13 protein-coding genes are annotated in these 15,196 nt (G+C 43.5%); 10 read left to right on the forward strand and 3 right to left on the reverse strand.

The features are described 5' to 3' along the window. Positions 1-998: 998 nt before the first annotated feature. The 10 genes from JUB14_RS05270 (at position 999) to JUB14_RS05315 (ending at position 11,182) form a co-directional block, all read left to right on the forward strand. Positions 999-2,141, forward strand: a complete 1,143-nt coding sequence (locus JUB14_RS05270; protein WP_207504766.1) for an SH3 domain-containing protein — start codon at positions 999-1,001, stop codon at positions 2,139-2,141. 6 nt (positions 2,142-2,147) lie between these two features. Continuing rightward, positions 2,148-2,561 (forward strand): hypothetical protein, encoded by a 414-nt coding sequence (locus JUB14_RS05275; RefSeq protein WP_207504768.1) that lies wholly within the window; start codon positions 2,148-2,150, stop codon positions 2,559-2,561. Positions 2,562-3,262: 701 nt separating this feature from the next. Then, positions 3,263-3,841, forward strand: a complete 579-nt coding sequence (locus JUB14_RS05280) for a hypothetical protein (protein ID WP_207504770.1) — start codon at positions 3,263-3,265, stop codon at positions 3,839-3,841. 344 nt (positions 3,842-4,185) lie between these two features. After that, complete coding sequence (locus tag JUB14_RS05285; protein ID WP_207504772.1) at positions 4,186-4,968, forward strand: hypothetical protein; 783 nt, start codon at positions 4,186-4,188, stop codon at positions 4,966-4,968. 407 nt (positions 4,969-5,375) lie between these two features. Then, a complete protein-coding gene (locus JUB14_RS05290; protein ID WP_207504774.1) occupies positions 5,376-7,682 on the forward strand; it encodes a hypothetical protein in 2,307 nt (768 codons plus the stop codon). 96 nt (positions 7,683-7,778) lie between these two features. Further along, positions 7,779-8,330 (forward strand): hypothetical protein, encoded by a 552-nt coding sequence (locus JUB14_RS05295; RefSeq protein WP_207504776.1) that lies wholly within the window; start codon positions 7,779-7,781, stop codon positions 8,328-8,330. Positions 8,331-8,388: 58 nt separating this feature from the next. After that, entirely contained in the window at positions 8,389-9,504 is a 1,116-nt protein-coding gene (locus JUB14_RS05300; protein ID WP_207504778.1) for a pYEATS domain-containing protein, read from the forward strand. A gap of 156 nt (positions 9,505-9,660) precedes the next feature. Continuing rightward, positions 9,661-10,107, forward strand: coding sequence for an AAA family ATPase (locus tag JUB14_RS05305; RefSeq protein ID WP_207504780.1), 447 nt, complete (start codon positions 9,661-9,663; stop codon positions 10,105-10,107). Between the two features lie 9 nt (positions 10,108-10,116). Next, positions 10,117-10,647, forward strand: coding sequence for a GNAT family N-acetyltransferase (locus JUB14_RS05310; protein ID WP_207504781.1), 531 nt, complete (start codon positions 10,117-10,119; stop codon positions 10,645-10,647). Between the two features lie 100 nt (positions 10,648-10,747). Continuing rightward, on the forward strand, positions 10,748-11,182 hold the full coding sequence (locus JUB14_RS05315; RefSeq protein ID WP_207504783.1) for a DoxX family protein: 435 nt from the start codon (positions 10,748-10,750) through the stop codon (positions 11,180-11,182). A gap of 75 nt (positions 11,183-11,257) precedes the next feature. On the opposite strand, the gene JUB14_RS05320 is transcribed toward JUB14_RS05315, so the two are convergent. The 3 genes from JUB14_RS05320 to JUB14_RS05330 form a co-directional block, all read right to left on the reverse strand. Next, entirely contained in the window at positions 11,258-12,856 is a 1,599-nt protein-coding gene (locus JUB14_RS05320; RefSeq protein WP_207504785.1) for a serine hydrolase domain-containing protein, read from the reverse strand. 597 nt (positions 12,857-13,453) lie between these two features. Then, a complete protein-coding gene (locus JUB14_RS05325; protein ID WP_207504787.1) occupies positions 13,454-14,095 on the reverse strand; it encodes a DUF3471 domain-containing protein in 642 nt (213 codons plus the stop codon). A gap of 280 nt (positions 14,096-14,375) precedes the next feature. Beyond that, positions 14,376-15,164, reverse strand: a complete 789-nt coding sequence (locus tag JUB14_RS05330; RefSeq protein ID WP_207504789.1) for a 3-keto-disaccharide hydrolase — start codon at positions 15,162-15,164, stop codon at positions 14,376-14,378. Positions 15,165-15,196: the final 32 nt, after the last annotated feature.

The raw sequence follows: 15,196 nt of genomic DNA on the forward strand, positions 1-15,196 counted from the left end.
TTAGTTCCTTAGATCAGTACCTCTTTTTTTAGTACTTAATCACCAATGTAATAATTCCACTACATGAAAACATATGTAAGGGGTTTGTGTGTTTTTATTATTATTTAAAACTTAAACTATGAATAACTAATAATATACATAAACTTGTATAGCTACTTATGCTTAAAAATCAATTTTTATTTCTGACTCTACTCGTGCTAAACGTTGGAAGATTTTCCTTTGTTCAAGGGCTTTAAACACATGCAGATGGCATCCAAATTATAAAATTGACCCAACTGTTATTTTTTACTCTCCGTAATTGGAATGGTCAAATATTAGTTGATTTGGGTGACCCACATGTTGGTGTATATACAACAGAGTGGCAACCGTGGTCGGTCTGTAATATTGAACTTGATCCAGGAGTTTATTGTATGTGCCTTAAAAATATTAGTGGAAAAGTATCAAAACGATCAATTATGGTTTCTCTAAACTGGCAAACTCAAGTATTCTTTCTAGAAAAGAATAAAGGATTAGACAAGACTGAATAAGCTTAACTCTTCGATGCAAGTGCAATTCTGTCTGAGTTCTCTATTTTCATGACCAAGATAGGCAAAGGCTTCAAAGCTGCTAAAAGGATTTTTTTTGGCGATGATCCAAGCTTTCGATTTAACTGAAATAGCTAGGCAGGCCTTGGTTAAAGGCCGCTATTCACTTTCAGAAGACCATTTGTCATATGCTAGATGAAAAGTTTAACAATCCGATGCTTGGCATATAGTGATGTCACTTATTTCAATAGATGATGAGCAGAGTGAATGGATAATTCTATCAGATGTAGTAAAGGAGCTTCGTGCCTTGTTACAGGATATTCGTCTAAATGTTGTATGGATAATGCTACTTTAGAATAAATATACACCAATTATAATCCATTGCTCTCTTCACTTAAAAGCTTGAAGATATCAAGAAAATGATTTGCAATTTATTTAAAGATTTAGGTATTTAAAAGATAATACTTAATTCCATTGTTAAGTTCATGGAAAAATAAACTTCAACCAATTGTAATTAAGAAGATGACAATACACAAAATTCAATTTGAAGGAACAGTTGATTGGGTAATAATCAACCTGCTTAATGGAGCGCAAGTGGTACTCAATCATGAAGGATGGGACGTTGATTTTAGGACAGAAAGTAATGGGGCAAGGCTTCTTTTGTCCGAAAGCACAATTGCTGTAGAATTTAATTCTTCTTCCAATCCTAATAAGTTTAATTTAGGGCTATTTGTTGAAGTAGGTTCCAATCAACAGCAAATTGACTTAGATATCGAAACAAGTCATTCATTCCAAATTTCCTCGGATGCAGCTCAAATAACTACCGCAAATAATTTTGATAAAGTTTCACTTGGTCTCTCCAATGGCTTTATAATTATTGAAGATACGGTATGGTACAGACACCCAGCTCAAGCCAGCCCTCCAAATGGAAAGCTTAAGGCTGGTACCCGAGTTACGGTGCTGAACCCTGCAGGCAGCTACACAAGAATTCGAACAGATGATGGCTCTGTAACGGGTTATGTTTCGTCAAATGTACTTGCACCTATAGCTGTAAATCCGGGAGACGATCAGGAAGCTTTCGATGAGTTGACGCACCAAGGTATAGTTGAACTTACTTCTTGCGATAAAAACCCTCAACCTTGGACGAACAAGCCTTGGCGAACTGCGGAGAGCCTGAAACAATTACTTGCTCAGGTCAATACACTAGCACCCAACCGAAGTAAAGTTTCTGATGGGACTATTGGCGATATTTCTCATCAAAACCGCACGTCTGATCATAATCCCCATGTGTTAGGTTCTGACGGTAAGGGAATTGTAACAGCAATGGATATAACTCATGACCCGCAGAAGAGATGTGATTGTAACATACTAGCGTCCACTTTAGAAACAAATAGAGATCCACGTGTGAAGTATGTGATTTGGAATAAAAAAATTATGAATTCGGCTGCTATTGGTGGTGCCGATCCTTGGACATGGAGACCTTACACAGGAGCTAATCCACATGATAGGCATATTCATATCTCCGTAAAATGCGATCCAGCTAATTACGACTCAAGAACAGTATGGGCTATTAGTGTCGCGAATGCATTTGAATCTACAGATATCATTGCAGATTAAAGAAATATGGCTATTGAACTTACTCCAGATGTAAAGGTGCGCCGGGATGCTAGCGGTAAAGTTCGCCAGTTATCTCATCCTCGCCAGTATCGCCCTGCCAGTGCTGAATTGTTTTCACTTGATATATCAACACCACTTACTCTCCGTACATTAGCAGAGCAGTACCTGCGTGATACAGCCGCTGTTTTTGATTTCGCCCCTGAAGAGACCGCAAATTTTGCAGCAACTGCTGGAATAAGCTTGACAAACGCGGGAGTCGAGCTGCGGTTTAAGGAAGAGAAAGCAGTAGGAACAGGTGTAACCGTAGCCTATGATCAAACTGTATATGGCTTGCCAATTTGGGATGCAGGTGTTACTGTCCGGGTAGACGGCAAGCAGATGGGCGTAACGGGAGCGCATAAACAGATTGGAAGCTCTTAGCAAATACTCCGAAGACAATCTCCAAAACTATAAAGCTAGGTGGATCACTTATCACTGGGCCATTCTCCTGGACACCACAAGCTGCCGGAGATAACCTGCTATTCGGAGTTAGTGCTGCTGGTGACCGAAGTAATTTGGAGAACATAACGAGCGCACCAATTCTAAACTCAAAGTTGGTTCCACTAGACAACAATATTGCTCAACGATCATTCTGATAATTAATTGGGGGGCAAGGTGTATTCAAATGTTAGCTGGTTATAATAAATATGAATTATGAATGTTGCCAGGTCAGAGCCTTTGACTGGTGTCTGCTCAAATTAGAAATAATGAAAAAGGCTACATTTTTTAAACCGTATTATGTTTAAATATTTTTTTATTTATTAGTGGAGTAAAGTTATTTTAAATATGTATATATATTAGGCCCAAACTCACAGCAAGTAAAAGCTTTATTATTTTAACATATTTAAAGGTTACTGATAATCATAAATATCGACTGTAAGTCCAATGTGCTAAGTTTTATATCACAGTTAAATAGCTGAATGAAACATTGCGATTGCTGGTATACTACAACACTTCTAATGACATAAATTAGCATACAGGTTTTTAATTTACGATATCCACAAGATTACATATGTTGAGTGCTATATTATTGGTTAATAGCAAGAAGTAATGAATAATTAAATAACAAAAATCATAAGAATATGGAAAGAGTAAAAATTGGTTACATGACCGAAAAAGGTTATGTGGAAGAGGAGGTTACCTTTGAGGAATTTTCCTTGGAAGAAGCCGAGTATAATGAGGATCAAGAGTTGAATTGGGAGAAATTAGAGGATGTAATCTCTGCTAATTCCCTCTTTAGGTCTGCCGTAGATATTGCAGCTGACGCTCATAGAGAAACAAAACGGCTTGACATCGCTTCAATTCATAGTTGGCCAGAGTTTAAAACTGATTGGAAAATGACTTGTGTGAAAGTTCTTGGTAAGAAGATTTGTACTAAAACTCCACAGTTATTTACACGAATGTGTCACAGGAAGGTCTATGCTGAACTATCGTATCCGTCTAACTTTACAGACAAAGTTAAAAGTGATATAATTGATTGCGCAGTAATTGCGGCATCAGCAGCAGTAGCAGCAGCAATCGCAACAGGTGCAGCCGGTGCTGCACCAGCTTTTGAAGTTTCATTCAAAGGTTGCGCCTTAGCGAAAATTGGAGATCTAGTTAAAGATGTGAGAATTAATGTTAACTCAGATGCATCTTGTGGTGGGTGGACACCTAGATAGAAGGGTCAAAGATGAGTACTGCAGTTGTAGGTAACCGCTACCTATAACTGCATATTTAATCAAATTATGTTTATATAGAATCCTATTGAATACAAAAACGATAACGCACATAATGCGATTTAGTTAGAGTCGGCTGGAATACTGTTATATCGGTTGTAGTTGCTACAAACAGCATTGCCAGCGTTATGTAAGGTATTGAGCAACTAAGTAAAAGTAAATACTTATTTAAGCTTTATTTCAGTTATTACAGAGATATTGCTGTATACTAGCCTGTATAAGGGGAAGTTTTATTGAAGGTAAACTTCGAATAATATAATGTTTAAACATAAAGGCAAATAACTATTATGGCACAATGTAATATTAGCATTAATTTCAATGAGCCTATAGATCAACTTGTTGAGAAAGCTGAAGACGGTATAACTTCGATAGGTGGTGCATTCATTGGGAATACTAATTCGGGAGAATATTCGATACCTACACCTGTTGGTAATATAATGGGTAATTATACAGTGACAGATAGGTTAATAAACTTTGAAATATCAAAGAAGCCTTTACTGGTTACTTGCAAAAAGATTGAGGATGAGCTTAGAAAATTTATAGGTTCAACATCTACTAATTCCCTTAGCTTTAGTATTTCTAATGTTGGTGCTTTAACAATAAGAAGACCAATATCAATGTCTAGTCTTGAGCTTGTAAGTTCTGCCGAAACAAGGACCTCACAACTAGTTACAGCTACTGTTACTTTATATATTGAAGATGATGAAGCTTGGGGATCAAATGAAACTTGGCGTGGAACAAAAACTAATTCTGTGACTCTATCTACCACCCATTTACCTCAGCAGTTCATGGAGTTTGTAGTGAAGATGGGCGGTGAAATAAGAATAGAGCTATATCTCACTGCTCAGATAGTCAATCCAAATGGAGATGTTATTGTTGATGGCGAGTTTAAAATGTTTGAGGGGACCTCTGAAGACAATAATGATTTAGACGGTCAAAGAACTTTTCAAGTTTTAGCTAACAGTAATTCTCAGAGTTCATACACTTCAAGAGTAAATAATGATGACGAAGGTGGTGACTTTGCGATTGCGCAAATTACTATATCAAATAGTCAACTCACAATTGCTTAATCTGCACCCAATACTGGCTTGATGTTACGGAATAGCTGCTGGTTAATAATTGGGCTGCTAATCAGTGGCTGTTCTAGTGAAACTAATTTGCTGGCTTTAATATAGTAGGACAACTTACCTCTTTCATACGTTAAATGCTACGTAGGATATCATGATCTAGTACAAGTTTTTTCACCTATATATGGTTCTTAGTTCACTGCTGAAATAATTTGCTGATGGTGCCATACTTGTTTAAGTATTAACAATGATATTCTAATTTTCCTGAAATAGAATGGCCATTCTTCTATAAGTTCAAGCTGCAACAGCGTTGTTACTTACATGGGTCATTACACTTATAACTCACCGAAGTTCTATAACATTTATCCTTGATTAACACCGCCTTGCTATTAATCTAAACATGAATTTTTATGTATACTATTGACCCTACAACAGCTCCTGTTTCTGGCCTAAACATGACTGGAAATGGATTGAATTACTCAGTTGACCAGGTTGCCCGTATGCAGAATATTCTAATGCGGAAAGCGACGTATGAACCTGAAAATGTAGAATACGATAAATCTGCCCCTGAGAGAGCTACCTACCCCTCAACAGCTCAAAACTCATTCAGGTCAAGTAACGTTGGAAAAGAAACTACTGCCGAAAATCAAAAGCGAAATGTTAGCGGTAGATATCGTGGCAAATCACCAGGAAGCAATATTGAATTAGAGTTACGTATAGATGTGGACGGTCTCCGGCCAACACGCCGTGTTAGCGGAGACTTCTACCAAACTGTGGGCGGTACCATTACTTATGTAGGCTCTTTCATTGTTACCACACCTACCCTTACAGTTATCACACCAACGCATACATCGGAGCAGGAAAGAGTTATCATAGATGGAGAGGGGATTTTTACGTTCACAACAGGCTCACCCAGGCTCTGGATTACCATCCCGCGAGTTGATGGATTTATGCCTCCCGCTTCAGCAGTTGCTCAATTTATGACTACGGCCGGTGTTCCGGGAGCGCAATATACCTGTGCTTTTGAATCATCGTTTTTCCGGAGGGTTGAGTTTGAAATGGATTTTGTTAAGAGTGTGCAACCATTCAAATCTTATAAAACGGGCGTACTTCCATCAGGTGGTCCAGACCGAACGCTTACCGTAGCGGCCGCGTTTGCGGAAGCAGGTATAGATATGCCTGATCCAGATGGAACTAACGAAGTACCTTTTGATGGGGCAGGTATTGACAGCAAATGGACAAACCGTGAGTTACACACGGCGATGGAAAATCATTTTAGTCGATATCATAATGAGCCAGGATGGCGAGTATGGCTACTTGCCGCCACTCTGCACGAGAATGGCCCTGGCTTACGAGGGATCATGTTTGACAGGGATCAACGGCAGGGTTGCGCCGTTTTTCATGATGTTATTGGTGGCTCTACAGACCAAATTGTTCGGGCTCAACTCAGAACGTACGTCCACGAGTTAGGGCATTGTTTCAATTTATACCACTCACATCATAAAGAGTACATGCAGCCCCCTCAGCCTAACCGTTTGGATGCTTTGTCCTGGATGCATTATCCGGATTATTACCGTTCGGGAGGTTTGACAGGTGCCGCTGCGTACTGGGCGGCCTTCCCTTTTCAATTTGATGACTTAGAATTAATTCACCTCCGGCATGCTTTCCGGAATGATATAATTATGGGCGGGAATCCGTTTGGGTTGGGAGCAGCCGACTTAGACCCACTTTTATTTGCGGATCCAATTGAGGACTTATCAGGCTTACGCCTTTCCATTAAAGCAGCCGAAAGCTACTATTTTGGTGAGCCCATCGTGGTAGAGTTAAAGTTAGAGCTCACTGATATACGAGGAAAGCGGGTAAATACCCGCATCCACCCAAATTATGGTTACGTACAAATAGCTATAAAGAGATCTAATGGAAAAATCCAGATTTATCAGCCTTTGCTTCAGCAATGTGCTGAACCAGAGGTAGAATATATGGATGTCAATATGCCTGCGGCTTATGATAGCGCTTACATTGGCTACGGAAAGAAGGGATTTTATTTTGATGATCCGGGTGCATACGAACTGCGGGCAGTATACCACGCAATGGACGGTTCAAAAGTATTTTCGAATACATTGCGGTTACGCGTAGATGCGCCAATCAACGAGCAAGAGCGTGAGATTGCTAACTTGTTTTTAGGAGAAGACCAAGGCAAGCTTTTGTATTTACTTGGGTCTGACGGTGAAACCTTACAAAAAGGCAATGATGCTTTTGAAGAAATGATTCAAGGGAAACACAAAAGCCATCCAATGGCTATTTACGCCAAACTTGTAAAAGGAATGAATGCCTCCCGGCCATTTAAAAAAATAGAAACAGATCTAAAATCTAAGTTAGTATCCGTTCGGCCAGCAGACTATATGCTTTCTAAAGATCTGCTCTCTGGTGCCTGCGGACAAACAATTGCCGCAGACCCAACGGCAGATTCAATGGCAGAAGTTGGACTGGACAACATAACGCTTAATATGGCTATGCAACGATTGGCTGAAGTTCAAAAGGAACAGGGTGATGTTGCAGGTGCTCAGAGCACTTGCCAGGATATGGTCAACTATTTTTCGAAGCCACATATACCTTCCTTTGTTCAGGACCGTATCAGTAGCCAGGCAGCACCAATTCTTGGAGTTGATTATACTTCTGGAACAGAATCAAAGCCAAAGCGCAGTAAGAAGAAATAATTACTAACTTGTTGTTTTTTGTTTCCATTCCAGAGTAGTTTGTTTGCTGGCGCCAGCAAACAAACTACTCTGGAATTATCTAAATAACCTTTCAGAATGAAACAAGAAGCACAGGAACACCAGCAGAGCGATAAATTTACTGTAACCATTTTTCCACAAAGCTCATGGACCGAACAGACACTTGTAAAGGTGAACAAACCGTTTCCTATTGCTATAAAGATTCGTAATATCTCTTTAGAGCCTATTTGGATAGTAGGAGTCCTCGATGGTTCCGAGGTTGGAGTGCGTTTCCCTCGCTATATTCCTAAAATAGAAGGTCCAGGTTATCAGCAATTGATTCCAGAATGGCCTGAAATGACAGCACCCATAAGAGCTAGTGACTTTATAGAACTGCAACCTGGAGAATCGTTTGACCCTACTCAACCAGCGTCAGGTAGGGCTTACCTGCCATTAATTGCTTTTCGGGATTTTACTCCTACAACAACCGGTACATATCGCATTAGCCTGACCTTATCAACTGATAGTGCTAATGAGAAAGGCTGGTTAGGGAGTTTGCCTAATTTTGACAAAGCACCAGTTTCGTCTTACATTTATAAAGTGCCACACATAACAGTAATCTCAAACCTTTTAACATTTACTGTTTTATAATAAGTTAAGTGTATAGGCTTACATGCCCGATTATTTTATTATACAATATAATAAAGTTATGAATAAAGCACTGGTTGGACTTTTAGATGTATTCTCTATTTATACTAAGTCAAGCGATAGTTCTGTTGGTGTGCTTCGTTTTATAAGAGCTTCATTTATTGTAATAACTCTTATTATATTGTCTTTATTGTTCGCTCATTTTTTTAAAGGTGGCGTAATCTTATGGCTTTCAATCCTAAACTGTTTTGTGATAATATGCGCAACTTCAATTATTGGATATTTATTTGGTTTTTTGTTTGGCATACCAAGGAGTGTACGATTTAAGTTTGATAAAAGTAAAAATACTACATCTGATGCTAGTATCTTATTTGGCGACAATACGAACTTGGAAGAAGTTTCCGACTGGTTGACTAAGATATTAGTTGGTTTAGCATTGGTTGAGTTTAGAGAAATTGCATCTTTATTTGACCGAGTAGCTACAACTATTGCATCGTCTTTCTCAAATGGAGTTCCAAATAATATATATACAACTCTTTCTTACGGAATCCTTAATTCTTATATAGGAATTGGTTTTTTTGCTGGCTATTTCTGGACACGTACCAAATTCGGTACGCTACTAACGATCTCTCGAAAGGAGCAGGAAGACATAGCTAGAAATGCATTCAAAGACATCAATCAAAACTTGTCTAATGTAGAGGATATAGATCTTAAAGCCGAGGTGCAAGAGGCCTTCAATGATATTGGCGATATCAATAAAGACAAGGCCATGCGGCTTAGTGAGTTAAAACGCTTGGTAAGTAATTTGCTTGTGAGGACTCCTGTTTTAGTACCTGATGACACCCAGGCAGGTCGCTGGGGAGGAATGTCGGAAGATAATGGGCGTAGGTTATTTGCCGAAGTAAAACCCTCATCTTACCCAAACCTCTATGATGTTATCATAACTGTAGAGGCTACTAATAATACACAGCTAACCAGTACTGTTGTAGTGCTATTAGATAGTACATTTCCTCAACCAGAAATCTACCTTATGCCTGTTAATAATAAGGCTACTGTAAGGATTGTAGCATATGAGGCTTTCACTGTCGCTGCTCTTTGCGACAATACAATTACAAAGCTAGAGCTAAATCTAAACAAGCAGAAGGGGTATCCTGAATCATTTTATTATGAAGACTGAGGGAATTTATTTAAATTTTGGATCACCTGTTTTAGGTAATAATACTTTATTATGGGCTCGATGTTTTTAGCATGATTATTAGTTTAGTTTATTTCTAATTAGCTAATTTGGGAGAGAAAGTACAATATGAGCCTTAGTGTTCAATAACATTCATCTATGCAATCCATCATCTTCTGCGGCCTTCAGGCTACTGGTAAGACTACTTTTTACCGGGACCAATTCCTGAAGACGCATGTGCGGATCTCGTTGGATATGTTGAATACGAGGAATATGGAGAGCCAGTTTATGGAGCTCTGTCTGCGTACGCAACAGAAGTTTGTGATAGATAATACGAATCTGACGAAGGTGGAGCGGGCTAAGTATATAGAAGCGGCCAAAGCCAGGAAGTTCAGGGTGGTGGGGTACTACTTTGAGTCGAAGGTGGAGGATGCCTTACGGAGAAACAGTACACGAATGGGTAAGGAAAACATTCCTGAAATAGGGATCAGAGGTGCCTACAAGCGGCTAGAAAGGCCGGGTTATGAGGAAGGCTTTGATGAGCTGTACCATGTCCTGATAGGTGAGGAGGGTTTTGTGGTAAGAGAATGGCAGCCAGTTTCTTAACTTTTCTTCATGAAAAATCACTATATCTATCAGGACAATTTAGAGTCGGAACGGCTCACTACCCGCTTCTTAGTCCCGGAAGATGCAGGGGCTTGGATCGAGTTCTGTGAGGACACGGAAGCGGTAGCATATCTTCCAAAATTCGGTCTGGATAGGGCAGAAGAAAAAGCCCTGTATTGGATCAACCGGCAGTTGGGGCGCTACCAGGATCAAAGGTATGGTCTGCAGGCCTTCATCCATAAGGAGACGGGTAAACTCATCGGCCAGTGCGGGCTCCTGCTACAGGAAGTGGATGGGCAGATGGAGCTGGAAGTAGGGTACCATGTCCTGCCCAAGTACTGGGGGCAAGGGTATGCGCCCGAGGCAGCCCGGCTCTTTATCGACTATGTTTTTGATCATAAGTTGGCCCCCTCCATCATTTCCATCATCGACTTCCGAAATACTAAATCACAACGTGTCGCGGAGAAGAACGGCCTGGTCAGGGAACAGCAGACGCGGTGGGCGGATCGGGATGTGTACGTGTATAGACTGATGAAGTAGGTCTGCAAATTGTCGTAAATGCCCCCCTTAATGTCCCGAATGCACCGCCTCGAAGTCGGGTGGGTGAGCTTACTTTGTAGTAACCAAAACACCAGAAACTATGGCTACTACTAAAGCACTCAAAATTACCTACCGGGCTTCCACCGGATTTATCTTTCTTTTTGAAGGCGTCATGCCGGCTCTAACGTCCCATACTGAATTAGCCGTAGAAGGCATCCGGCACCTGGGCTACCCGGACTACTTTCGGGTGATGTTGTCGGTCTTCAAAGTGGCGGGAGCGCTGGCATTGATACTGCCTTTGGTACCGGCGCGGATCAAAGAGTGGGCGTATGCCGGATTTGTATTTACTATGTTGTCCGCCAGCGTGAGTCACTGGGTCGTGGATGGAATGGGGGAGTACAGCCTATTCCCGCTCTTTGTGCTGGCGATCCTGATTATTTCCTACTTCACGTACCACAAGCTGCAATCCCAACGCAAGGATAGTGCTCAATCCCATAGCTACCACCGTTCTGCCGTTTCGGGAGTAGCTCAGTAGCCTCCAAAAAAGCATGAAGAAGATTTAAGTAGTGCGTAGTGCTCCCTCGAGCACTACGCACGGAATCTATTTCTCCTACACAAGCTGCCCCCTAAGCTCCGGACGGGCGTCTTTTGCGTTGGGATTCATAGCTACGATGCTGTTCCTGAACTGGAGGCTTATCGTATCACCCTCGAAGCGGCAGGTTACCAGGTCGTGGTGCGGGGATTCGATGTACCGCCATAGCATCTCAAAGGTGTTGTCATCCTTCCAGGTACCGCTGGCGGCTACGGGGGCGCTGGTAATGTTGCGTACCTTGGTCACCACCAGGTTGGGGGGTGTGCCGGGCAGGGAGGTAATACCCTCTTTCCATTTACCTAGGCCAACGGTGATGGGGTAAGTACCGGTGGCGTCCTTGAAGGTAAGGGTACCGCTATCTTTCCCAAAGTTGAAGGTTACGCTTTGTATGTTCAGTGCATTATCCTCCACCTTGAAGGTCTTACCTGATACTTTAGCGGCCATAGGTGATGTTTTCTGCGCCGGGAGGGGCGGCAGGCTCAGGGCGGCCAGTTTAGTCTTTAGGGCCGTTGCTGATTGGGCATTAGCCGGTAAAGCTTTAGCCTGCATAGCGGGGAGCAAGTGCTCGTAGATGAGGTCCAACTGGCCCTGCATATTGCTGCTCTGGCTGGTAATGGCTATGACAGCATCCTGATCGGGCATGACGATAGTATACTGGCCAAAGGCCCCGTCGCCCCGGTAGGCGTTGTGGCGGCACCGCCAGAACTGGTAGCAGTAGCCCTGCAGCCAGTCGCTCTTCTCCTTGGCGCCGGGGTTGTCGGCTGGTACCGGTTGCTGTATTTTGAAAGTAGTCGCTTCCTCCACCCAGGCGGCAGGAATCAGTTGCTTGCCGTTCCACTGGCCTTTCTGCAGGTACAGCTGTCCAAACTTCGCCAGGTCTTCCGTCCGAACGCGCAGGCCCCAGCCTCCGGTATCAATGCCCTTCGGGTCACGCTCCCAGTCCATTCCCTCAATACCCAGCGGGTCAAACAGCCGGGGCTTCAGGTAGTCCAGGACGCGCTGCCCTGTTACCTTCTGCACAATGGCCGACAGCATGTAGGTAGCGCCGCTGTTGTAGAGGAATTGGGTGCCGGGCTTGTACTTGATAGGCAACGACAGGAACTTCTGTACCCAGTCGTCTTCCGTACGTATTTCAGGCGTAGAATCTTTCTCGTGCCCTACCGACATCGTGAGCAGGTCTTTCACCCGTAGCGCCGCCAGGTTGTCGCTGACCTGTTGAGGTACCTTATCAGGGAAGAAGGAGATTACTTTATCCTCCACCGTCAGCTTACCCTCGTGCACCGCCAGGCCGATGGCTGTGGAGGTGAAGCTCTTGCTCATGGAGTACATCGTGTGCTTCAGGTCGGGGCGGTAGGGGTTCCACCAGCCCTCGGCTACGACCTGTCCGTGCCGCAGGATCATGATACTATGAAACTCGTGCTTGCTGTTGGCTACCGCATCCAGAAAGTTGATGATCCCGGTGGAGTCCATGCCTTGTGCCTCGGGGGAGGCGCTTCTCAGGAGCTTTTTGGTATTGAGGGGGTAGGCGGTTAGGTATTCGGGGAAGCCCCATAGCAGGCTTACACCGGCGGCTCCGGCTCCCAGTTGTTTGATAAATTCTCGGCGGTTGGATGACATAGGTGGTTGATGATATGGTTATAGTGGAGTAGTAGTGTAGAAAGTACAGGGAAGGGGTTAACTACTGAAATGAGGTAGGGCAGTGCTGTATGAGAAGGTGTAGTTCCCACTTTTTCGGGTAATGCTGTCTTTCGCCCTCACGGCCGGGCGTGCCCCGCCCTCTCAACACCGCTAAATTTTACAGCCCTGCCCAAAGCCAGCCGCACAAATGGCTGTAAAATAAGGCGGTTTATGAGAGGGCTGATAGAGCTTACATTGTTCATGTTTAGTAGCAATAGGTGTTAGTTTTCAAAATAGACATATCGATACAGGTAGGCACCCTGCAAAGATTCTCAGCTCTCCCCTAAGCCGACCTTAGCCTGTGGGGCTATGTGCGGCTGGTTTTGCGCAGGCCCGCAGGGTACAGAGGCGTGGGGAGAACGCCCCGCAATGGAATTGGCCCGCCCGGCGGAGGAGGGCAAAAGACAGCATCATCTGGAAAACCGTGAAGAGCCGAAAAAATCAGTGGACGAAGGCTGTATATCACTACACCATAAAAACGAAACCCCGCAGAAGTCGAGAACTGCTGCGGGGCCTGGGAAAATCTATGATGCTACTCTACTGCGCTATAGGAGTGCCGTAGAAGGTTTTGCCCTGGGTATCGACAACGATCTTAGAAACTTTACCCTGATCGTTACGCTCAAACTTCACCATCGCCTGTCCCTCTGCATCGAATGTATCGGCCTTTCCGGCTACGGGTGTGAATACCCCCTGAACAGTATCACTGTGGAAGTGGATCTGGCCGTCCTTGAGCGTCAGGGTTAGTAGTTCAAAGTCCAACCCCTCCATCTTGTACTTACCTACGTAGTCAGACAGGGAAGCGGTAGCGGCCACGTCTTTGGTGGCTTCAAAGATACCATCTGGGATCTGAAGTCTCAGTTTGGCTACCTTACCCTCGGTATTCCGGACAAATGTTACGGTAGCTTCGCCGTTATTTGCGCTGTATGTGTCGGCCTTGCCGCTTACTTCTGTAAAATCACCTTCATACTCACCGGCTACGTAGTGCAGTTTTCCGTTTTGGGTAGTAACGACGATCTTGTCGAAAGGGAGGTCGGCTATCTTATAAGTACCTACATAGTCCTGTAGGTCCGCTACTGATTGAGTAGCTGTAATGGTAGTTGCTGGAAGAGTTCCTGCTGTTACCAGTGCCGGGGCAGAGCAAGATACCAGTAGGGAAAGTATCAAAGTACTTGTTTTCATGGGAATAGATATGTTAGATGATGATGTAAAAATAGAAAAAGGATCAGATCAGAATACAGGGTTAACAAAATAATAATATAAAAGGTAAAAATTGCATTTGGGCGGCAGTAGGAGGAGGAGGAACGTATAGCCCAAAATGAGTCTTCCTGATTAATAATGTTGCTTATAAAGTAGTTACATAACAGGAAAGCCTGCCGGGTACCCGGCAGGCTTTCTAAAACTATGAATTGAATACTAAGAGCTAACGCCTAATAGCTAATATCTAAAAACTAACCAGATATTACAGCTCGCGAACCCAGATGTTACGGAAACCAACGGGGTTGCCGTGGTCTTGCAACAATATAGGACCTTTGCCATGAGGCTGTACCTTAGGTACTCCAATGTACTCAGTGGTACCTTTGATAGCCGTATGGTTCTGTACCAGTACGCCGTTAAGCAGTACAGTTACGTAGGCAGGCTCGGTCATAAGACCATTCTTGTTAAAGCGGGGAGCCGTGTAGATGATGTCGTAGGTCTGCCACTCGCCGGGCTTGCGGCTGGGATTAGCCAACGGGATCGCCTGCTTATATACTGATCCTACCATACCGTTTACATACGTAGGGTTCTGGTAATTGTCCAGTACCTGCAGTTCATAGCGTCCCTGCAGGAAGACCCCGCTGTTGCCGCGGCCCTGACCAGTACCTTCTACCTTATCGGGAGTCTTGAACTCCAGGTGTAGCTGGAAGTCGCCAAACTCCTGCTTGCTACGAGCCGAGAAGCCCTTGGTAGAGTAAAGGACACCGTCAGTTACCGGCCATTTTAGCGGACCTTCGTTGGTGTTTTCCCAGGCAGAAGGCGCGTAGCCTTTGATCGCTACCCACTGGTCAGTATTCTTTCCGTCAAAAAGCACGACAGCGTCCGAAGGAGCGGTGGTACCCGTGGCGTTAGCACCAGGCATCCCCGGAGTGATCACCGGAGGTACTGGTTCCCATATTTCTGACGATTGAGGGTTTTGTTTAACTTGTTCGTTCTGAGCCTGGGCTGTCATAACGGCCATAATACCCATGGCCATCAGAATAATTCTTTTCATGCGAGTGGTTAAAAGTTATAATTAATAAAAAA

The organism is Telluribacter humicola, from assembly GCF_017355935.1.
GTDB lineage: Bacteria > Bacteroidota > Bacteroidia > Cytophagales > Spirosomataceae > Telluribacter > Telluribacter humicola.